19 protein-coding genes are annotated in these 21,767 nt (G+C 53.3%); 9 read left to right on the top strand and 10 right to left on the bottom strand.

All coding sequences use genetic code 11. The features are described from left to right. Position 1: 1 nt before the first annotated feature. Genes ACR64Q_RS21115 through ACR64Q_RS21125 form a run of 3 tightly spaced genes read right to left on the bottom strand, consistent with a single transcriptional unit; the run spans position 2 to position 5,101 of the window. Positions 2 to 3,199 carry a DUF2309 domain-containing protein gene (locus ACR64Q_RS21115; protein WP_313733037.1) on the bottom strand — a complete coding sequence of 1,066 codons (3,198 nt, stop codon included), beginning with the start codon at positions 3,197 to 3,199 and terminating at the stop codon, positions 2 to 4. A gap of 19 nt (positions 3,200 to 3,218) precedes the next feature. Continuing rightward, the gene (locus ACR64Q_RS21120; protein ID WP_313733038.1) at positions 3,219 to 3,632 is read right to left on the bottom strand and encodes a hypothetical protein; all 414 of its coding nucleotides are present in this window, start codon (positions 3,630 to 3,632) and stop codon (positions 3,219 to 3,221) included. Continuing rightward, positions 3,629 to 5,101, bottom strand: coding sequence for a complex I subunit 4 family protein (locus tag ACR64Q_RS21125; RefSeq protein ID WP_026147074.1), 1,473 nt, complete (start codon positions 5,099 to 5,101; stop codon positions 3,629 to 3,631). The genes ACR64Q_RS21120 and ACR64Q_RS21125 overlap by 4 nt, the downstream gene beginning before the upstream one ends. A 283-nt stretch (positions 5,102 to 5,384) precedes the next feature. On the opposite strand from ACR64Q_RS21125, the gene rlmH reads away from it, so the two are divergent. The 6 genes from rlmH (at position 5,385) to ACR64Q_RS21155 (ending at position 13,170) form a co-directional block, all read left to right on the top strand. Then, the gene (rlmH, locus tag ACR64Q_RS21130) at positions 5,385 to 5,849 is read left to right on the top strand and encodes a 23S rRNA (pseudouridine(1915)-N(3))-methyltransferase RlmH (protein WP_026147073.1); all 465 of its coding nucleotides are present in this window, start codon (positions 5,385 to 5,387) and stop codon (positions 5,847 to 5,849) included. Between the two features lie 4 nt (positions 5,850 to 5,853). Next, entirely contained in the window at positions 5,854 to 6,426 is a 573-nt protein-coding gene (locus ACR64Q_RS21135) for a Maf family protein (RefSeq protein WP_026602779.1), read from the top strand. Next, positions 6,426 to 7,883, top strand: coding sequence for a ribonuclease G (gene rng / locus ACR64Q_RS21140; protein ID WP_020484006.1), 1,458 nt, complete (start codon positions 6,426 to 6,428; stop codon positions 7,881 to 7,883). The genes ACR64Q_RS21135 and rng overlap by 1 nt, the downstream gene beginning before the upstream one ends. A 9-nt stretch (positions 7,884 to 7,892) precedes the next feature. Continuing rightward, positions 7,893 to 11,696 carry a YhdP family protein gene (locus ACR64Q_RS21145; RefSeq protein ID WP_313733039.1) on the top strand — a complete coding sequence of 1,268 codons (3,804 nt, stop codon included), beginning with the start codon at positions 7,893 to 7,895 and terminating at the stop codon, positions 11,694 to 11,696. Positions 11,697 to 11,764: 68 nt separating this feature from the next. Continuing rightward, positions 11,765 to 12,583, top strand: coding sequence for a carbon-nitrogen hydrolase family protein (locus tag ACR64Q_RS21150; protein WP_026147072.1), 819 nt, complete (start codon positions 11,765 to 11,767; stop codon positions 12,581 to 12,583). 5 nt (positions 12,584 to 12,588) lie between these two features. Beyond that, complete coding sequence (locus tag ACR64Q_RS21155; RefSeq protein ID WP_026602781.1) at positions 12,589 to 13,170, top strand: outer membrane protein assembly factor BamC; 582 nt, start codon at positions 12,589 to 12,591, stop codon at positions 13,168 to 13,170. A gap of 15 nt (positions 13,171 to 13,185) precedes the next feature. Here ACR64Q_RS21155 and moaC read toward each other — a convergent pair whose 3' ends face one another. Further along, on the bottom strand, positions 13,186 to 13,674 hold the full coding sequence (gene moaC / locus ACR64Q_RS21160; protein ID WP_483823428.1) for a cyclic pyranopterin monophosphate synthase MoaC: 489 nt from the start codon (positions 13,672 to 13,674) through the stop codon (positions 13,186 to 13,188). Positions 13,675 to 13,727: 53 nt separating this feature from the next. On the opposite strand from moaC, the gene ACR64Q_RS21165 reads away from it, so the two are divergent. After that, positions 13,728 to 13,961 carry a MoaD/ThiS family protein gene (locus tag ACR64Q_RS21165; protein WP_313735049.1) on the top strand — a complete coding sequence of 78 codons (234 nt, stop codon included), beginning with the start codon at positions 13,728 to 13,730 and terminating at the stop codon, positions 13,959 to 13,961. 4 nt (positions 13,962 to 13,965) lie between these two features. Beyond that, complete coding sequence (locus ACR64Q_RS21170; protein WP_313735050.1) at positions 13,966 to 14,421, top strand: molybdenum cofactor biosynthesis protein MoaE; 456 nt, start codon at positions 13,966 to 13,968, stop codon at positions 14,419 to 14,421. A 5-nt stretch (positions 14,422 to 14,426) separates the two neighbouring features. On the opposite strand, the gene ACR64Q_RS21175 is transcribed toward ACR64Q_RS21170, so the two are convergent. The 5 genes from ACR64Q_RS21175 to trxA all read right to left on the bottom strand — a co-directional run bounded on the left by ACR64Q_RS21175 (position 14,427) and on the right by trxA (position 19,645). After that, a complete protein-coding gene (locus tag ACR64Q_RS21175; RefSeq protein ID WP_026602785.1) occupies positions 14,427 to 14,687 on the bottom strand; it encodes a hypothetical protein in 261 nt (86 codons plus the stop codon). Between the two features lie 134 nt (positions 14,688 to 14,821). Further along, positions 14,822 to 15,925, bottom strand: a complete 1,104-nt coding sequence (locus ACR64Q_RS21180; RefSeq protein WP_313733055.1) for a glycoside hydrolase family 5 protein — start codon at positions 15,923 to 15,925, stop codon at positions 14,822 to 14,824. 41 nt (positions 15,926 to 15,966) lie between these two features. Continuing rightward, a complete protein-coding gene (locus ACR64Q_RS21185) occupies positions 15,967 to 17,637 on the bottom strand; it encodes an ABC transporter ATP-binding protein/permease (protein WP_313733056.1) in 1,671 nt (556 codons plus the stop codon). A gap of 250 nt (positions 17,638 to 17,887) precedes the next feature. Further along, complete coding sequence (gene rho / locus ACR64Q_RS21190) at positions 17,888 to 19,144, bottom strand: transcription termination factor Rho (RefSeq protein ID WP_020483996.1); 1,257 nt, start codon at positions 19,142 to 19,144, stop codon at positions 17,888 to 17,890. Between the two features lie 174 nt (positions 19,145 to 19,318). Continuing rightward, positions 19,319 to 19,645: a thioredoxin TrxA gene (trxA, locus tag ACR64Q_RS21195; protein ID WP_064009313.1), complete on the bottom strand. Its 327-nt coding sequence runs from the start codon at positions 19,643 to 19,645 to the stop codon at positions 19,319 to 19,321. A gap of 101 nt (positions 19,646 to 19,746) precedes the next feature. Here trxA and rhlB point away from each other — a divergent pair, with 101 nt between their 5' ends. After that, positions 19,747 to 21,087, top strand: coding sequence for an ATP-dependent RNA helicase RhlB (rhlB, locus tag ACR64Q_RS21200; protein ID WP_313733057.1), 1,341 nt, complete (start codon positions 19,747 to 19,749; stop codon positions 21,085 to 21,087). Here the strand turns inward: rhlB and yrfG are convergent. Then, a complete protein-coding gene (yrfG, locus tag ACR64Q_RS21205; RefSeq protein WP_313733058.1) occupies positions 21,026 to 21,682 on the bottom strand; it encodes a GMP/IMP nucleotidase in 657 nt (218 codons plus the stop codon). The genes rhlB and yrfG overlap by 62 nt on opposite strands. Between the last annotated feature and the right edge of the window lie 85 nt (positions 21,683 to 21,767).

A 21,767-nucleotide genomic window follows, 5' to 3' on the forward strand; every position in this document is an offset into this window, starting at 1 on the left:
CTCACGCCACTCCCATGAACTCGGGCTGTTTGATCAGCATTGGCGCCACCGGCTGGGTTTCCTCGCGATAACAATCCGGTGAGTTGTCCCGTAGCGGCAGGTCGCTGTCGTCGGGCTGCCAGCGCACAAAGCCAACGCCGCGCTGAAACACAAATATCTCGCCGCTATCCGGATCTTTAGCGCTTAAATGCACCCAGCCGCCGCCGATCAATTCCCGCAAGCTTTCCTGCCGGCCATAAATTTGCTCCAGCACCGAGGTTTTGGCTTCGACGATGATTTGTAAGCGCATCGCCTCATGAATCTCGATCATTTGTCGCGGCAAACCGGTGCGCAGGTCGCTGCCGGCGCCTTCCATCACCGCGCAAAAGCCGGTTAAATTGTGCGGCACTTTCGAACCGCAACCCAGCCGCTCGTTATTCACGGTGGAAAAATAATATTCCAGATTGATACCGGCACCGACCGGACCGACCGCCAGCAAGATGCCCTCTAAAACTGCACCTTCCGAGTCCTGGCTGGGATCGTAGGAAATCAAAAACAGGCGGCGGTCGAAAAACGCGCCTTGGGTCAACGAGCGTCTGCCGACCAGCGCGGCAGCGTTGGTGGCATGGCCCAGTTCGGGGCGGGCTTGGGAAAAATCGGCGGCCCGACCGAGAAAATGCCGCAAAGCTTGTTCCGGTTGGGGCCGGCGCGGCGCGGAGGCCAGACGCCGGCAACGCTCGTGAGCAGACATACGCTGAGCGTGTTGCATCTGCTGCATGAATTTGTTGAAAGCCGCTCGTCGCTCGGTCGGCACGGCAGCGCTGTCGTACCACGTGATGTCTTCGTCGCAGGTGTTGTGTTCGGCGCCGACAAACCAGGTATCGTCCGGTATCTTAATACCTCTGTCAGCTAGCAACTGCCGCACCTCGGGGCGATTGGCCATCGCCGCGAACAGCCGGGCGTTCGGTCCGCCGTGCCGCCCACTACAGGCACCGCAATCGTAAGCGGATAAATGCGGATTGTTTTGGCTCATCGAGCCATGGCCCATTAGCACCACCAATTCGGCAAAACCGTAGGTCAGGCCGGTATTGCGCAAAAATCCGGCGATCCGGTCGGCTTGTTCCTGGTCGGTAAAACCCAGGCGCGGCTGTTGCGGTGTGGCCGGAATCGAATCATCGGCAGCGGTAAAATTCAATTGCGAGACCACGTCAGGCGCCATCGATTTTGCCGTCGCAGCCAGCAATTTATGCTGAGTTTGCGGAATGAAGCTTTTCGCCAGCAAACCGAGCAAGGTAAACGGCGCCATGGCATTGATCATCGGATACGCCAGCAGCGCATCGCGGCGCAAACCATGATGGAGTAAATCGGCAAGCCGTTGTGTCAGATTAAGGCCTTGCCGGTGGCGAGCCATGGCTTTTTCCTGGCCGGGTTGACTGCATTCTTGAACATTATGCGCCGGCACCACGACCACAGGACACAAGGCCGTCAATTTGCTGTCGTCCAGGCCTTGATAATTCATTGGCACCCCGAAAAATCCGGCGGCGCCCAGCGTTTCGATGGCCGGATTGAGTTCCTCCAAATGGCGACGGATGCCTTCCTCGCGGTCATCCATGCAAAACACGATTTGCGCTGCGGGGCGACTGTCTCGTTGCGCCCAGCGCCCGCGATTATGATTGGCGTGCAGAGCTTGCAGCAGCGCTTGTTGATAGTGGCGTTCGTAGGCGTTCAGCCAAATAGTGCTGCGATCAGCCTCGCTGAAAGTGTCGATGACGGCCAAGCATTCCAGCAGCGGCGCCGGCTCTGAATGCTGCACGTCGCTGGCGGTCAATCCAAGCAATTGGCAAAGGCGAAACAGGCGCCAACCCTGGTTATAAATACTGAGGGCTGAGGGAGCCAACGGGCTAAGTTGCCAGGTCCAAATCCGTTCGGCCAAGGTTTGCCAGGCCTGTTTGTCTCGCGCCGGTTCGTTAAGCAAAGACTGCGCTGCCAGTGCCAGATACTCGGGCAATTGGCCTTGAAACAAGGCTTGTCTGACCGAAAACTCCGCCAGATTTTTCGAAAAATAGCCGCGTAACCGGTCTAGTTGTGCCTCGCAGTGCCATTGTTTGCAAAGCTGTTCCGCATACAGTCGGTCCAAGGTCAAGCGTATCGCCAAGTAATCCGCCAATAAGGGCTTGGTGTCGTCGTCTGCTTGATAATCCGGGTGGGTCTGACGCCAGTTGATCAAGCCAGACCATCCAGGTAATTCCAAGGCCAGTCTTTGCAAATAGCCTGCCCAGCGTTGCTCGGGCACAGTCAGCGCCGTCAACTGCTGTGCGATGGCGTCGATGGCATCGGCCGGGAGTGCCGCGGTAATCGCTTGCCAATCGTTCAGTTCCTGAAAAACCGGTTGCGCATCGTAGATCAAACTCTCGCGCCAGGCTTCATACAGACCCAGCTCTTCCCGCTTGGGTAAACGCCAGGCCGCCAAGCCTTCGTCCAGCAAAGACGCGCATAAGCGAATTAACGTTGGCCGCACCGAGTCGAGAATATCCTTGCCGGTTAATGCCAATAGTAAGCCGCGTAAGGTTAAACTATCGCCGACCTGCGCAAACAGATTTGTCAGGCTCTCCATGCCGTATTGGCGCATCTGCTGTTCCGCGCCAGCATCTGCCGTATCCGGTAGCCATTGCCGGATCTGCTCGGCGGACAAATCCAGCAAATCTTCCGGATGCAAATCCGGCGTTTGCAGCTCCAGCTTGGTGAGCAAGGCATCCCACAATTCACGAGCCGTTTCGCCAGCGGCGGCCGGCTTATCCAACACACCGAGTTCTCGCACCTGCCAATCGAATTGCGCGGGCGTCAGTGCAGACAAATCGTGCAGCAAGGCCAGCCGATAAAGCATTTGCTGCGTGATGGTTTTACCATTGACCTTGCAAATCTCGGTGTCCAGCGCAGCCCCAAATTGCTGGGCCAACGCGGCATCAATATCTTCATCGCCTATCCGGCCTTGCGCATAAAACTCCCGAAACTGTGCGGCGGACAGATAACAACTGATGCCGGTTAGCTGGGTAAATTCCGAGAGCGCTTGCTCGAACGGCAAATGTTGAAAGCCATGCAAGGTATTGTGATGCACGAAATCGTGAATCGGTGCTTGCCCCGGCAACACATGATCCAGGTGATGGATTGCATCAAGGATTGTGTCGCGCGGCGAGGCGATATTCGGTAAGGAATCTTGCATGATCAAATCAATTCCATATTCATTGACACACCGGACGATAAACGTTGTCTCTTAAGTTGGTAAGGGTGTTTACCCCGCATGCCGCGCCGAGCACCGGAGCTTTTGAACGGATCAGCCCGCAGGGGTGCGGCATGGATGCCGCACGTTGCCGAAGGGGCAGGAAGCCCCTTTCGGCAACCCCGTTCAAAAGCGAGGAGCGCAGGGTAAAAGCGGCATCCGGGTGTCTTTTCTTTTGGATACTTTTCTTTGGACAAGCACAAATTCGTCTGGAACGAATTTGAACAGCTGGTAGGCTGGCCCGAAGGGCGAAAACCACGGATGGTTTTCGTAGCGAAAGTATCTCGCCTGTCGGTGCGAGAACCGACTTTAAAAACCTGTCGCGATAGCGACGCATTACTGAAGATGAAGAAATGTCGATAAAAAACAACATCACGGCAACCTCTCCCCCATCACCGCCAACATCTTCCCCACTGTCGCAGTAGACAAATCAATCAAAGGCGCCGGCAACAAACCAAACAACACAATCCCGCCTACCAACACTCCTGAGGCCATCAATTCCAGCGATTTCAAATCGGCGATGTCGCGCATCTGCGGTTTCACCGGCCCGGTAAATAGCAAGCCGATGGTGCGCATGGCATAGGCGGCGCTGATCAAGATGCTCAAACTAAAAAACACCATCAAACCGCCCCATTGCTGAAAGCCGCCGATCAGCGTGTGCAGTTCGGCGATAAAACCCACAGAACCGGGCAATCCCATCGCCGCCAGTAAGGTTAAGGTTGTCAGAGTGGCGAAGCGCGGCATGACTTGTACCAGCGAACTGTAATCCTGGATGTTGCGGGTATGAGTGCGTTCGTAGAGCAGGCCCACCAACAGAAACAATGCGCCGGCAATCAGGCCGTGGGCGGTCATTTGCAATATCGCGCCGGTGAAGCCGGTTTGATTCAGCGCGGCGATGCCCAGCAACACCACGCCCATATGACTCAAAGACGAGTAGGCCACCATGGCTTTCAAGTCGCGCTGTCGCCAGGCCAGCAAGCCGCCGTAAATCATGCCGAACAGCGCTAGAAATACCAGCAAGGGCTGGATGAGTTTGGCGGCAACCGGCAACATCACCACGCAGCGCAATAAGCCATAGGCGCCCATTTTCAGCAGGATACCGGACAACAAGATACTGATCGGGCTGGGCGCTTCGACGTGAGCCAGCGGCAACCAGCCATGCAACGGAAAGATCGGCATTTTTACGCCAAAACCGATCAGGAAACCCAGCAGCACCAGGACTTGCTCGACCACCGGCATGTTTTGCGCGGCTTGCCCCATCGATGCCATTAGTGAGCCCTGGTTTTCCAGGTCGTATTGACTGATCGCCAGTAAACTCAGCAGCATGAACACCGAGCCGCCCATCGTGTACAGCACAAAATTCAGGCTGGCGGCGTGACGGCGTTTACCGCCCCAGCGGTCGATCAGGAAAAACAGCGGGATTAAGGTCACTTCCCAGAAGATGTAAAACAACGCCCAGTCTTGTGCCATAAACACGCCGAGCATGCCGAATTCCAACAACAGAATGGAAATGTGATAGCCCTTGATGCTATCGGACAGGGAGAAGGAAGCCAACAGGGAAATACAAGTTAACAGAGTAGCCAGCACCAGCATCGGCATCGACAGGCCGTCCACGCCCAGTGCGTATGCGCTGCCGAGTTTGGGGTTCAGAGGGTAAAACTCGCTGAACTGCAACGCGGTGTCGCTGACGTCGAACTGGGCCAATAGCAAACAAGCCATCAGCAAAGCCGCCAGGCTGAATAGATTCGCTACAATTCTGATCAATCGGCTGTTCTGGCCGGAGACCAGTACCAGCAATATTGCCCCCAGCGCCGGGGTCCATAACAGCGCGCTTAGCATCACCATTGTTATCGTCAAAGTCCAATACAGCAAACATTCTAACGACATTTGGTTGAAAAAAGCCAATCCGGCAAAAAATTGGTTTAAATAAACCATCGCTAAATACAGGGCCTCACTCCATTGACCGTAGCGTCGATTTCGCAAAGCCAAAAGCTTCGTGTACCCTACGCGCATCAAAAATAACGGGATTTCGGGGTTCAATTCGTCATGTTACTGAGCAAGGGCTGCCCATGAATGCCACCCAGTTTATTCATCCAGGTTTGCCGCAAGGACAAAGCTTTTAAGCGCTATGCAAATACACATGATCGCCGTTGGCAACAAAATGCCGGACTGGGTACAGCAAGGTTATAATGAATATGCCAAGCGGCTACCGCGAGAATGCGAGTTGCTGTTGAAGGAAATCGCCCCGGACAAACGCCGCAGCGGCGACATTGCCCGGATAACCAAGGATGAAGGAGAACGCATGATAGCGGCATTGCCGGGCCGGGCACACGTGGTGACGCTGGATATTCCCGGCAAACCCTGGACCACGCCGAATCTGGCGCAAGCCCTGCAACGCTGGCTGGGCAACGGTCAGCCGGTTGCGCTGATGATAGGCGGACCGGAAGGTTTGTCTCAGCAAGTGCGCGACCTGGCGCAGGAATCCTGGAGTTTATCGCCGCTGACTTTTCCGCATCCTTTGGTTCGAGTGATTGTCGCTGAACAAATCTACCGGGCCTGGAGTCTGCTGAATAACCACCCTTATCATCGTTGAGCGCATGCACCCACAACTGATCCTGGCCTCCGCTTCGCCGCGCCGTAGCGAATTGCTCAAGCAAATCGGCATCCGTCACAGTATCATGGCGGTCGATATTGACGAAACGCCTTGGCCGGGCGAAGAACCTGCTGCGTACGTCGAGCGGGTAGCCGCGGAAAAATCCGCGCTCTGTCTGGCATCGACCGCTACCGATTTACCGGTACTGGCTGCGGATACCAGCGTGATTTGCGACGGCCGTATCCTGGGTAAACCCGAGGATTTGCAGCACGCCATTGAAATGCTCAGTCATTTGTCGGGACGCAAGCATCAAGTGTATAGCGCGGTATCCTTACGCGGTGAGCAACACTGGCAGGCGCTTAGCGTCAGCGAAGTGCGTTTCCGACCCTTGAGCCACCAGGAAATCGTCGCCTATTGGCAGACTGGGGAACCTCACGACAAGGCTGGAGCCTATGCAATTCAAGGCTTGGCCAGCGTGTTTATCGAATCGATCACCGGCAGTTTTTCCGGCGTGATGGGCTTACCGCTATTCGAAACCGCGCAATTATTAAGCCTAGCAGGCATAGACATCATCTAATGAGCGAAGAAATATTAATCAACGTCACGCCGCCGGAAACCCGAGTAGCGGTGATCGAAAACGGCGTACTGCAAGAGCTGATTATCGAGCGGGTCCGGCAAAAGGGCTTGGTCGGCAACATTTACAAAGGTGAGGTGTGTCGGGTTTTGCCGGGCATGCAGGCGGCCTTTGTCGATATTGGTTTGGAAAAAGCCGCGTTTTTACATTTATCCGATTTCAGTAGTAAGGAACTGGCCGAAAAAGCCTCGGAAAATATCGAGCATTACCTGAAGGAAGGCCAAAAACTGGTGGTACAAGTCACCAAAGATCCGCTCGGCAACAAAGGGGCGCGGCTGACCACCGACATTTCCATCCCCTCCCGCTATCAGGTCTACATGCCCTATGCCGGCAACTCCGGCGTCTCGCAACGCATCGAATGCGAATCCGAGCGCACCCGCTTGCGGGCTTGCATCGAAGCCTATCAGCTGAAGCACCAGGTGCCTGGCGGCTTTATCGCCCGCACGGCCGCCGAATGCGTGGAAGACGTGATTTTGTATTCCGACATGACTTTTTTGCACAAACTCTGGGAATCCATCCTGGAAAAAAGCAGCAAAGCCAAAGTCAAAACCTTGATCCATGAAGACCTGCCGCTCAGCATCCGCACCTTGCGGGATTTATACAAAGACGGTATCGAAAAAATCCGCGTCGATTCCAAGGAAACCTTTCTAAGGCTGGTCGAATTTGCCGAAACTTTCGTCCCGGAAATCGTCTCGGTGATCGAACATTATTCCGGCGAACGGCCGGTGTTCGATATATACAATGTCGAAGACGAAATCAGCAAGGCCCTGGACCGCAAGGTCAAACTCAAATCCGGCGGCCATTTGGTGTTCGATCAAACCGAATCGATGACCACGGTGGACGTCAATACCGGCGGCTATGTCGGTGGCCGCAATCTGGAAGAGACCATCTTCAAGACCAATCTGGAAGCGGCCCAGACCATTTCCCGCCAGCTGCGGCTGCGCAATTTGGGCGGTATCATCATTATCGATTTCATCGATATGCAAAGCGAGGATCACAAAAAACAGGTGTTGACCGCCTTGCAGCGCAATCTGGACAAGGATCACGCCAAAACCAAAATCACCGAAGTGTCGGCACTGGGCCTAGTGGAAATGACCCGCAAGCGCACCCGCGAGAGTCTGGAACATATCCTCTGCGAACCTTGCTCGACTTGCGGCGGCCGCGGCGTCCTGAAAACCCCGGAATCGATTTGTCTGGAAATATTTCGGGAAATTATTCGCGTGGTCAGGCAATACAATGTCCAACAAATCTTGGTATTGGCGTCCGAGCAAGTCGTGGAGATGTTGCTCGACGAAGAAGCCGATATGCTGGCGGAGCTGGAAATGTTCTTGAAAGTCGGCATCAAAATACGCGCCGAAGCTGAATACAATCAGGAGCACTACGACGTGGTGTTGTTATAGGCGGCTATTTTGGTTATTCACCACGTCACCCGGGCCACCCGACACCTGCTGTTCTGGTCACTGATCGCGATAGCCCTCGTCTTGAGCGCGGTACGGGTTTTTTTGATCGATATTGCCGATTACCGTAGCGCACTCGAACAAAAAGTCCGCGAGACCACCGGCATTCCGCTGCATATCGGCAAACTGGGCGCGAATATGCGCGGCTTCAGCCCGGAATTCTTGCTGCGGGAAATCGCTATCGAAGGCAGCGAAGCCGGCGCGAAGCCGGCTATCCGCCTGCAAGAAGTGCGGATCGGCATTGATTTACTGGAATGGTTATTCACCCAGGACCCCATGGCCGCCAGTTGGGTGACGCTGGTGGGCGCCAAACTGGATATTCTGCGTAACGAGGACGGTAGCCTCAGTATCAAAGGCCTGCAAAGTAGCGACGAGCAACCGCTATGGCTGTTACAGGGGGGCAAATACGAGATTCTGCAAAGCCAGGTGACCTGGCAGGATCTGAAGCGGCATCGACCGCCGGTGACTGTCGAACACTTCGATTTGCTGATCAAAAACCACTATCTCAATCAAAGCCACGAGATCCATCTGCTCAGCAGCCTGCCCGAGCAATACGGCGATAGCTTGCGCATTTCCGCGCGGCTTAACGGCAATATTTTCCAGGCCAACGCGATTAACGGTCAAATTTATGTGGAAGGCAGCAATCTGCAAGGGCCGGCTTGGCTGATCGAGGATTTACCGCTGGGCTTGCATTTGGAATCCGGCTCGGGCGATATGCGGATCTGGAGCCAATGGCGTGACTCCATGCCTTACCAAGTCAGCGGTTATCTGCAAGGTCAACAGATTAAACTCAGCAGGCAGCAAGGCAAACCGCTGCAACTCGACACCTTTGAAGGCAATCTGGCTTGGACCGAGCAAAATGGCCGGCAACGCTGGAGTGCCTACGACGTTAATGTCTTCGCAAATCATCAGCGCTGGCGGGATGGTGAGGTCTATCTACAGCAGGACGCGCAGGGCAATCTCAGCGGTGTGATCAAACAGTTGAATTTGCAAGCCTTGATGCATCTGATACCGCCGTTTCTACCGGCAGAGCAAACCGATTGGGCTAAATGGCTGAAACTCAATCCGCAAGGCAATTTGCAAGACTTGGCGTTTTACTTTGACGGCAACCAGCAACGCTATGCGCTTAATGGCCGTTTCAGCCAGCTTGGCAACGATGCGCAAGGCGACCTGCCGCAAATACAGGCACTGAGCGGCTCTATCATCGCCGGCGACCAAGGCGGGCAATTGATATTCGATAGCGTGAACGCCAAATTCAATGCGCCGCAAATGTTCAGAAGTAGCCTGGACGTCCCGCGCTTACAAGGCCGAATCGACTGGCGGCAAACCGATACCGACTGGCAAATTGCCAGCGAAAATCTGCAACTCGACAGCGCCGCCTTCCACACCCAAACCAAGCTGCAACTCAGCATCCCGAAAAATAACGATAGCGCTGTCATCGATATGCGCACCCGCTTCGGCAACTTCAAAGACATCAGTAACGTACCGCAATACCTGCCGGCCAAAATCATGGGCAAGGATGCGGTCGCCTGGCTGGACGACGCCTTTATCGGCGGGCATATCGACAAGGGCGAAATGTTGTTGAACGGCAAGCTGGCGGACTTTCCTTTCAGCAATGGTCCCGGCCGGTTTGAGGTGGTGTTTGCGATAGACGACGGCGAAATCCAGTTCAATGCCTTATGGCCGCATTTGCGCGGGGTGCATGCCGACGTGCAATTCCTCGGTGCGGACCTGAAGGTGGCGATCAATGGCGGCCGTAGCGAGAACGTCGACATCAATCAAGCTGTGGTAACGATTCCGGATCTGGCCAATAGCAATTATGTCTATGTGTTGGGTCAAGTGCAGAGCAAGTTACCCCAAAGTTTACAGTATCTGCAAAAAACCCCGTTACGCGCCAAAATCGATCCGCTGGCAAAAGTGTTGGCCCCGGATGGCAACACCCAGGTGGATCTCGATTTGAAAATCGCTTACTACGAAACGCTGCCGACCACCGTTAAAGTGGATGCGCATCTGGATAAGGCCCGCTTACTGGTCAAACCGGTCGATCTTGCCGTCAACGATATCAGCGGCGTACTGCGCTTTACCGAAGACCGAGTCAGCAGCAACCGCCTGGAAGGCAGTACCCTGGGTTATCCAATACACGCCGTACTGCAAAGCGACGCCAGCGCCACACAAATCCTGATAGACGGCACGACCGACATCAACCGTCTGGAAAAACAATTCAGTTTCCTGAAAAACCAGGTTGCCGACGGTAGCTTTAACTATCAAACCGTATTGACACTACCTTACGACGCGGCTAGGCCGTCTACCCTGAACATCAGCAGCAACTTACAGGGTGTAACGATCAACACTCAGGATGCGCTGGCCAAATCCGCAGATCAAGAGCAAGCCTTGAATCTGCAATTTACCCTCGAAAACAGCAGCGCTTACTTGCCCTTAAAAGTTGCTTACGGCAAGGAGTTGAACGCAGCACTGTTAATAGACGGCAAACAAAATCAGCTGCATTCCGGGCATATCGTGTTCGGCCAAGAACCGGCGGATTTTTTCGAACCGGCCGGTTTGAAATTACAAATCAGGCAACCGCAATTCAAATTATCTGACGCGCTTGCCGCATTCTCCGATACCGAAACTCAGCAACGCTTGCCGGCCTTAAAAGAAGTGATGCTGGATACCGAACAACTGATCTGGCAGGGCCAGAACATCGGCGCGCTGAAATGCCGGCTCCAGCATCTGAATCAGGCTTGGCAAGCCACGTTGGATAGCCCGATGGCGCGCGGTAAATTGATCTTACCCGATCAACGCGGCGGCGCGAACGTTATCAAGCTACAGATGGATTATCTGAATTTGTCGGCAATGGACGGCCTGAATTTCGATGCTGCGGAAGAAGTGGTCACCGACTTGCCCTTGATCGACATCGACAGCAAGCAGCTACTATGGCGCGGCGTGGATTTGGGCAGCTTAAAACTGCATACCGAACGGTTGATCAACGGTATTCATTTCAAGCATGTGCAACTGGCCAGCGTGGCCGGTACGATAGACTTCAGCGCGGACTGGATCAAACTGGTCGGCGGCAGCTCGACGCAATTGACCGGCAAGCTGAACATGAACGGTTTTGGCTTGTTCTTGTCGCAGCTGGGTTTTACCGATGATTTAAGAGGCACCCATGCCGAAATCAATTTCAACGGCGGCTGGCACGGCGCCCCGCAGCAGTTTGCCACGGCCAACCTGACCGGACAAATGCAACTGAAATTCAGCGACGGCCGCATTTCCAGCATCGAACCCGGCTTTGGTCGCTTGTTGGGCTTGATCGCCATGGAGCAATGGGCCAAACGCTTGAGTCTGGATTTTACCGACGTCTACCGGCAGGGTCTGGCCTTTGACCAGATTACCGGCGATTTTAAAATCAGCAACGGTCTGGCCTATACCGACAATTTATTGATCGACGCAGTATCGGCAAAACTCAGCATAGCCGGCACCGCCGACCTGGTAAAAAAGACCATGGACCATCGCGTCGCCGTCGTGCCCAAGAGTTCCGGGGCTGTGCCGATTGCTGGTACAATCGTCGGCGGTATCGCCAGCATCATTACCCAGGTAGTGACGGACGATTACAAAGAAGGTTATTTTTTCGGCTCGCAATACAAACTTGCCGGGCCGTGGGGTAATGTCGAGGTTACGCCGCTGCACGATCAGGACGGCCTAGTTCAAAAAGCCTGGCGGGGCCTAACCGGCGGCTGGCTGGAATCGCTGAGCAAATGAGCGGCCCTGCCGACCAAGCTTCCCCGACAGTTAAAACTATCGAAAACAATTAAAATCAGGGACACCTCATGACCATATGTGCCGCCATCCAGATGGCCTCCGGACCGCAAGTCAGCGCCAATTTGCTCGAAGCCGAGAAACAGATCGCCGAAGCAGTGAAAGCCGGCGCGAAACTGGTGGCTTTGCCGGAAAATTTCGCCATCATGGGCATGAACGAATACGACAAAGTGAAAGTCAGCGAACAGGATGGCTCAGGCCCTATCCAGGATTTTCTGGCCACCACCGCGAAAAAATACGGGGTTTGGGTGATAGGCGGCACGATGCCGATGCAGGCCACTGCCCCCAACAAAGTCCGCGCCGCCTGTTTGATTTACAACGAACAAGGCGACCGGGTCGCCCGCTACGATAAGGTGCATTTGTTCGACGTCAGCGTGCCGGACACCGCCGAAGAATACCGCGAATCCGATTCGGTGGAAGCCGGCGACGCCTCCTGCGTGATCGATACGCCGTTTGGCCGACTTGGTGTAGCGGTTTGCTACGATTTGCGTTTCCCGGAGTTTTTCCGGCCAATGACCCGGCAAGGCCTGGATATATTGGTCATTCCTTCCGCATTTACCGCCAAAACCGGCGCTGCGCACTGGGAAGTGTTGTTGCGGGCCCGCGCCATCGAAAACCTTTGCTACGTCATCGCGCCGAATCAAGGCGGCTTTCATATGAATGGTCGGCAAACCTACGGCCACAGCATGGTGATCGATCCGTGGGGCGTGGTACTGGATTGTTATAAAACCGGTCCTGGCTTTGTCAGCGCCGAAATCGATAAAAGCCGCCTGGAAAAAACCCGCCTGTCTTTCCCGGTGCTGGAACATAGACGCTTTTTTTGCGAGTGAGCCTTATGTTGTTGAGAAAGCTGACTTACGGCCTGCCTTGCCTGTTGCTGACAGCTTGCGCAGATGCGCCGGACAAATACCGCGACACCCATCACCTGGAACTGCCGCCGGTTTTACCGATAGAACACACCAATCCGCAGCCGGCAGTGGCTGCCGACGATTTAAAGCCCAAGTCGGCTCTGGCCGATTTGATGGCGTTTACCGACGAAGGGGGCAAGCCCGTGCTTACCTTAAAAACCCGCCCCGACCGGGCTTGGGAAATGGTCGCCACGGCATTGAAAATCAGCAATATCGAAGTGCTGGATAAAAGCCAGGAAGATCAACGCTTTCAGGTGCGTTATGACCCAGACACCAGCGGCAAGGATGTCGGCTTGTTGCGCTCCTTATTGAATAATGATTACGACGAAGCCGAGTACACCATCAAGTTGAAAGAAGAGCGCCGAGGCTTAACCGTCAATGCCAACCTAACAAAACCGGACGACTTGGAGTTTGGCGAAGATGGCTCGGCAGAGTTGATACGCCTGCTACACAAGGCCATAGACGAAAAAATCATCAACCGCCAACCTGACAAGAAGACCGACGAATAAGCGGGAAGGGTTGAGTTAAGTGTCGTCCCGTCGCCAATGCCCGGACTTGCCGCCGCTTTTTTCCAGCAAGCGCACCCCTTGAATCGTCATGCCGCGGTCCACGGCTTTGCACATATCGTAAATAGTCAACAAGGCAATCTGAGTCGCGGTGAGGGCTTCCATTTCTACGCCGGTTTGGCCGGTGGTCTTCACGGTGGTTTGACAATAGACCCGACTCAAGTCGGTTTGGGCTTGCAGGCTAAGCTCGACATGGCTGATCGGTAAAGGGTGGCAGAGCGGAATCAAATCGGCGGTTTTTTTACTGGCCATGATGCCGGCAATGCGGGCGATGCCCAGCACGTCGCCCTTCTTGTGGGTGCCGGCCACAATCAGCGCCAAAGTTTCCGGCTGCATCTCTATGTAACCCTCGCAAACCGCTTGACGCTGGGTGATGGCCTTATCCCCGACATCCACCATATGGGCTTCTCCGGCGGCATTAAAATGAGTGAGCGGCGAATTGGACATGGCATACTAGGCAAGTTAAATCAGCCAAGCATTGTATTACCGGGTGAATGAAGATGTCGATTAAAGTGCTTTACTTTGCAAGCTTGAAGGACCGCTTAGGTCGTAGTGGCGACGAACTCACAATCGAGGCGCCGCTGACGGTACTTGAGGTTTGGCAACGGCTTAATCCGAACATGGACATACCCGATACGCTGTTGGCGGCGGTGAATATGGAGTACGTCGGTCTGGATGCGGAAGTTGGCGACGGCGACGACGTGGCGTTTTTTCCACCAGTGACCGGAGGTTGAAATGATGACCATCAAACTCAGCGGCGAGATTTTCGATCCCTGGCAAGAACTGGCCGATTTTCAAGCCCACGCTGTCGACATGGCCGGCAAATACGGCGCTACCGGCGTCTTTGTCGGCACCATGCGCGACTTTAATCAAGGCGACGAGGTACGCGGCATGTACCTGGAACATTATCCGGGCATGACCGAAAAACAATTGCAGCATATTGTCGAACAAGCCCAAAGCCAGTGGCAGTTGTTGGATGTGTTGCTGATCCACCGCATCGGCCAGGTATCACCCAACGATACGCTGGTGCTGGTGGCGGTGTGGTCCGCGCATCGCGGCGATGCTTTTGACGCCAGCCGCTTCATTATGGAAAATTTGAAAAGCCAGGCGCCGTTTTGGAAACGGGAAACCTTGGAATCCGGGCAAATCCGCTGGGTGGAAAAAAACAGTAACGGCTATCTAAAGCAACCGTGATGCTGTCAAGACTGGCGCAAATTACCCGTAGACTTTGTATCGGCAGCATAATTTACCGTTGGCATTTCGCCCAATGACTGAGCTTGCAGCTGCTGTTGCAGTTCGGCAATTTGCTGGTTGGATTGAGTAAGCTGCTGTTTCAATTCATTTATGGTTTCATGCAGATATTCGAAGTGAACTTGAAAATAGCGCGCCGACGGGAAGCAGGCGTCCAAGGCTTCCGGCGACATTTTGTCCAATTTGGTTCTAGATCGTCTTGTTTTCATATTACACCTAATCATCATTATCGGCTAAAGCATACCCATTCGGCATGATTGCTATGATGCTGTTAATAGTAAGACGTTCCAGAACGCAAATCCCCCACTTAAAATACTTAATTTTTTAGCAATCGCTCCAACTGTCAAGCAAACTTGCCCGGCAACCAGCCACGCTCGACGCATTCCCGAAAATTCCATTGCGGCATATTCTCGGTTTTATAGCTCCAGAAAAACCACCCCAGATACTTTTCGAACACGGTCAGCTGGGCGGCCGCGTAACCGCGACAAGCGATATCGAATTGAATGTCGTCCATCTGCTTATGGCCATGATCGAAAGGCCCCTCGGCCCAAAGCGCCGCCAGTTTTGCATCCAATCCCAAACTCCATTCGCCGACATAGGTCGGCAAACCAAGACCGCCGATAATCTCGTCAGCTTCGGTTTTCCAGTCGCAAACAACTTTTTGCAGATGCCGATAAATATCCCTGTCGATATCGTCTTGCACAAAACATTGATAACGATGTATATCGAAGATCACATTGCCATAATTGGGAGGCTGTAAAAAACCGGCGTATTCGCGAAACGACCGGAAACCATCATGAAATATCACCGCCACCTGTTCGGCCGGACAATGGCGGCGAATGCGCCAATAAGCGGCATCGGTGTAACGTTGCAACAATTCCGTATCCACATCCCAGCGCGGCTCGTTTAACACCTCAATCCCATGCAAGGCCGGGCGCTTGCCGTAACGCTGCGCCAATCGTTCCAGAGTCTCCAGGGAATAGTCGATATAGGCGTCTTGGGTATGCCACTCGCAGACATCCTGGATGCCGCCATTATCGAAACCGTTCTGACAGCCGGGCGCGGCATGTAGATCGACAACAACCTTTAAACCAAACTCTTCCGCCCAATCAAATGCACGATCAAGCACCTCCACGCCGCCGCCGACAAAGGGATACATCGCCGCGCTGAAACTATGATGGTAAGGGTAATCGGCCGCGAACAACCAGTAGCCAACCGGGATGCGCACCGCATTGATCCCGACTTGCGCCAACCAGGCAAAGTCGGCGCGGGTGATGAAGGTTTGCCAATGCTGCTGCAAACGGGTTTCGGCCTCGCGGCCCAATTCGACGCACCAACTGGTCTCGTCCCTGGCATTCAACCCGGCAAACAAACTGGGCGTCATCCATTTTTCTAAAACCAACCAACCGCCCAGATTCACACCGCGCAGCTTGTTAGCAGACATCATGGCAACTCCCAAGACAACGACGCCCTAGAGCACGTTACCCGTTAACAGAGGGTAATCCGCCGTTTGTACAAGGCCTGTATGTTGGGCTGCTTGGTGATGGTCAGTACCGCCGAATCCGAGAGCCTTTTATGAATCATATTAACCATATCCACTTCACCTTCGGGGTCGAGTGAATCGAAGGCTTCCTGCATCAATATCCATTTAGGTTTGTGCAACAACAGCCGCACTAGGCCCAAACGTTGTTTCTGTTCACGCTCAAGATTCTTCTCCCAATCAGCAATCTGATCGAGCTGCTCTTCCAGCTCTTTCACACCAGCCAGTTCAAGGGTATTTTCCAAAACCTGCTGATCGAAAGCGGAAGGGTCGGATGGGTAGCAAATTGACGCGCGCAAAGTGCCCGTCGGTAGATACGGACGCGGCGGCATAAAGAACATTCTTTCATCATTCGGCAATTCGATCACGCCTTCGCCCCACGGCCAAAGGCCTGCTATGGCTTTGAACAGCTTATTACCGGAAAAGGCGTTACCGGCAATCAACACCCGCTCTCCGGCCTTGATTTCTTCGTTGAGGGTGGACACGCAGATAATTCTGTCTAAACGCGAAATGCATAAATCGCGAAACGCCAATACGGATTTGTCACTTTTAACCAAACGAATTCGATAAGGATCTGGCTTGGCGATTTCCCGTTCCAATTGTTCCAAAGCCTTGCTCAATCCTAATACCCGCTCGACTGAGGCGCGCCATTCCGCAACCTTACCCATGTTGTCAACCGGCCAGGACAAAGCCGCGACCATTTGCTGGAAAGCCTGCGCGGATTGCATCAATGCCCCCAGGCTAATAGTACCCAGAATGAAGCGCGGTGCCGACACCAGAATAGGGAACGCCATCGACAGTATCGAATAACCTGAGCTGAACATGGTGATACGTTGCCAAGCATGGGTTTGCTGATTCCAGGCGTCGACAATATTCCCGAATAAGCGGTGAAAATGCGGATTCTCATGGCGCTCACCGTGGATCAAGGCAATGGCTTGCGCATTCTCGCGGGCTTTAACCAGCGCGAAGCGGAAATTGGCTTCCACGGTCTGTCTGTTGTCGGTAGCCATGGTGAGCGGTTTACCGATCCACCAACCCAGCGTGGATGCGCTAGCGGCGTAAATCAGCGCCAACCAGACCAGATGGCCTTGAATGGGGATTTCGACCAAACCTAAGTTTACCGTAACGGTCCCTGACAAGGTCCACAGTATCTCGGTAAAACTGGTCAACAACAGTAAGCAATAAAAAAAAGTGTGTAACAAATCAATTGCGTATTCAGTGGAAATGCGCACATCTTCTGCGATCCGGCCATCAGGATTATCATGCTGCCCCGGCAAATGAGTAACCAGATAGTGTCGGCCGTCGCGCATCCATTGGCCGATCAATTTGTCGGTTAGCCAACCCCGCCAACTCAATTGCAAACGACGTTTGACGACCAGATGGGTAGCGGTAATCGCCATATTCGCGATAAAAATCAAGACAATCAGTCCAACCTGGGTAAACAGTCTGGACATAGAGCGCTGCTCCAAGGCATCGAATAAATCCGCGCTCCATTCGGTAATAATCACCGACACTGCAATTTGCGCCACTGTCAACGCGACCAAAAACGCCGATAAGGTCCGGATGGTCGTCTTATTTTCCGAGCACCAGAACGGGCCTGCTAATCGGACGAATTGCATAAAAAATTTGCTGGTTGTTCGCAAGGCCGTACTCCTCGTTTAAGGTCGTCGCGCAATATAACAAAATTAAACACATCGATAACCATCAAATGTATTGGTATGTAGCTGCCTGCGCCTCAGGCTAAGGATAGGTTTTTGTGTTTTATGGAGAAAACAGATGGGTAAATCAGGATTGGAGATTGTTTGGCCAGCTTGGTTTAGCCGGTTTGCGACGAGCGATGATTACCGCTCGTCGGCGGGCGTTGCGTAATTATCGTTTCATCGACTCAAAGAACGCAGCATTGGTTTTAAAGTCTTTGAGTTTACCCAATAGAAATTCGGATGCCGCCAATTCGTCCATCGGTTGCAGGATTTTCCGCAAAATCCAGGTTTTTTGCAGTTCGTCGGGATCAACCAGATATTCTTCACGGCGGGTGCCGGAGCGGTTGATGTTAATGGCCGGATAGATCCGTTTCTCAGCGATTTTCCGCTCCAAATGCAGTTCCATGTTACCGGTACCTTTAAACTCTTCGAAGATCACCTCGTCCATCCGCGAGCCGGTTTCGACCAGTGCGGTGGCGATGATGGTCAAACTGCCGCCTTCTTCTATATTCCGCGCCGCACCGAAAAAGCGTTTGGGTTTTTCCAGCGCGTTGGCATCCACACCGCCGGACAACAATTTGCCGGATGAAGGCACCACCATGTTGTAAGCGCGGGCCAGACGGGTAATCGAGTCTAACAGTATAACCACGTCGTGCTTGTGCTCAACCATGCGCCGGGCTTTTTCGATGACCATATCGGCCACTTGCACGTGGCGGGTGGCCGGTTCGTCGAAGGTACTGGAGACCACTTCGCCGCGCACGCAACGCTCCATCTCGGTCACCTCTTCCGGGCGTTCGTCGATCAGCAGTACGATCAGGTAGCATTCGGGATTATTCTCGGCAATGGCATGGGCAATGCTTTGCATGATCATGGTTTTACCGGCTTTCGGCGGAGAAACGATCAAGCCGCGCTGGCCTTTACCGATAGGGGCAATCAAGTCGATAATACGGGCGGTTAAATCTTCGCTGGTACCGTTGCCTTGCTCCAGGCGGAAACGTTTATTGGCAAACAGCGGCGTCAGGTTGGAAAAGGAAATCTTGTTTTTGGATTGCTCGGGGGACTCGAAGTTGATGCTTTCGACCTTCAGCATCGCGAAATAACGTTCACCTTCCTTGGGTGGGCGGATTTTACCGCTGACCGTATCGCCGGTGCGCAAACCGAAACGTCGGATCTGGCTGGGCGATACGTAAATGTCGTCCGGTCCCGCCAAATAAGAACAACCGGGGGTTCTTAAAAAACCGAATCCGTCCGCCAGTATCTCCAAAACCCCATCGCCAAAAATATCTTCTCCACTCTTCGCCTGTTTCTTCAAAATCGCAAAAATCAATTCCTGCTTTCGGGCTCTGTCGATATTTTCCAGCCCCAAGGACTCGGCAATTGCAATGATTTCAGTGACTTGTTTAAGTTTTAACTCGGTAAGATTCATGTTGATTAAGGGAAATGAAAGAAATGCAAAACAGCAGAGTGCTGTTTACAGCGGCAGGTAGTTGTTGGATTAATTAAGGACGTTCAGAATGCGAAGAAGCAAGCGAAGAAAATTCTAGCGCAATAACCGGACTTATCAAAAACATTTTTAATAAATCCGGTGATTCGGCTTGATTTAGATGTTGCTATCGATAAACGCAGCCAATTGGGATTTGGTTAAGGCGCCAACTTTAGTCGCTTCCACTTCGCCGCCCTTGAAAAGCATCAAAGTCGGAATACCTCGTACACCGTAGTGCTGAGGCGTTTTGGGGTTTTCGTCGATATTCAGCTTGGCAACAGTGAGTTTGCCTTGATATTCGGATGCAATTTCATCCAAAACCGGGGCAATCATTTTGCACGGGCCACACCATTCTGCCCAATAATCGACCAATACCGGCGTACCGGCTTTCAACACAGTTTCATTAAAATCAGCGTCTGATACATGAAGGACTAGGTCGCTCACGCCATTCTCCATTAGTTTACAAAGTCAAGACTATAGTTTCGCGGCGCTTTAATTGTCAATCGATTTCAACCGCGCGGCTTTTTAGTTTATTCTATCGGGCTATGAAGAAAACACATTTAACGGAAACGCGTTTTAGCAATTTGGAGCTGTCCGACTCCATCATCAAAGGTCTGAAAGAAGCAGGATTCATCAACTGCACACCCATTCAGGATAAGTCCTTGCCCTTGTCGTTGCGAGGCAAAGACATTGCCGGCCAAGCCCAAACCGGCACCGGCAAAACCGCCACGTTTCTGCTGGCCACCTTTCAGCATCTGATCAACGACGAAAGCGAAAAAATCAAAAATCCGCGCGCGCTGATTTTGGCGCCTACTCGAGAACTGGCGATTCAGATTCATAAAGATGCACTAGCCCTAAGCAAGTATCTGAACCTGAAGTTTGCCTTGATCTACGGCGGCACCGACTACCAAAAGCAGCTGGATAAAATCAAAGGTAATGTCGACATCATTATCGGCACACCGGGCCGGATTATCGATTTTTACCGGCAGGGTGCTTTCACGCTGGATAATATTCAAGTCACCGTGATGGACGAAGCCGACCGCATGTTCGATCTGGGCTTTATCAAGGACATCCGCTTCTTGCTGCGCCGCATGCCGCCTGCGGAAAAACGCTTGAATATGCTGTTTTCCGCTACGCTGTCTTACAAGGTCACCGAACTGGCCTACGAGCACATGAACAACCCGGTGCTGATTCGCATCGAATCCGAGGAAGTAACTTCCAAAGCCATCAACCAAGTGGCTTACTGCCCGGCCAACGAGCAAAAAATCCCGCTGTTGCTGGGCTTGCTGAAACATCACCAACCGCAGCGCAGCATCGTCTTCGTCAACACCAAACGCTGCGCCGAGCAGCTGGACGATTATCTGGCTGCCAACGGCCACAAAGTGGCCATGCTCAGCGGGGACGTGCCGCAGGAAAAGCGCCAGCGCTTGCTCAATGATTTTCAGGAAAATCGGGTCACACTCTTGATTGCGACCGACGTAGCCGCGCGCGGTTTACACATCCCCGACGTATCGCATGTGTTCAATTACGACTTGCCGCAGGACGTTGAGGATTACGTGCATCGGATCGGCCGTACCGCCCGTTTTGGTGCCAGCGGCGAGGCGATCAGCTTTATTTGCGAGGAATACGCTTACTCGATGCCGGACATCGAGGATTACATCGGCGAGAAAGTGCCGGTGCAAACCATCACCCCGGAATTGATGGTGGAAGACGTAATCAAACCCGAACGACGTGAGCCGCGCGAACGGGTCATGCAGCGCGACAAACGCCCGCCGCGCGCGGATCACAAACCCAGGGAGCACCGGCCGCCCCGCCCAGCAACTGCTACAAACCAGGCATCAACGCCCGAAAATCCTCCACCGCCGCAAACTCAACAACCTGCTTAACCGGGCGTTGACTATCCGGCTTGCTGATCGACACCAGATGAGCAATGCCGAACGTCCGGGCGGAGTTCAACACGGCAACACTATCGTCGACCAGCAGCGTTCTGTCCTTTGCAAACAGATGTTTATCTTGCAGGATTTGCCAAAAACCTTGCTGCTCCTTGGCAAAACCAAAATCATGCGACGAAACGATTTCATCGAAAAACCCATGCAGACAGGTTTTTTCCATTTTCAGATTCAAGCTATCGCGGTGCGCATTCGTCACCAGCAATAAACGCTTGCCGCTGGCTCGCACCGCATCCAAAAACTCGGTGACATGTGGATGCACGGCAATCAAGCCGGCCAACTCCTGCTTCAGCCCGGCGATATTCAAGGCCAATTCCTGGGTCCAATAATCCAGGCAATACCATTCCAGTTTACCTTCCATCGCCTTGAAACGCGGCGCCAACTGCTGTTTGGCCTCCTCAAGCGTTAAGCTGTGCAATTCGGCAAAGCGCAAGGGCACAAACTCCTGCCAAAAATGATTATCGAAATTCAAATCCAGCAAAGTGCCGTCCATATCCAACAGCACGGTATCGATTTGTTTCCAGTCGAGCATGTCAGTTTATCCTTATCATTCAATAGCGCTTGTCGTTCCCAAACACAGCCTTAATGAGTTTTTTATTCTAACCGGAAAATCTCCA

Source organism: Methylomonas sp. 2F7 (assembly GCF_057126975.1).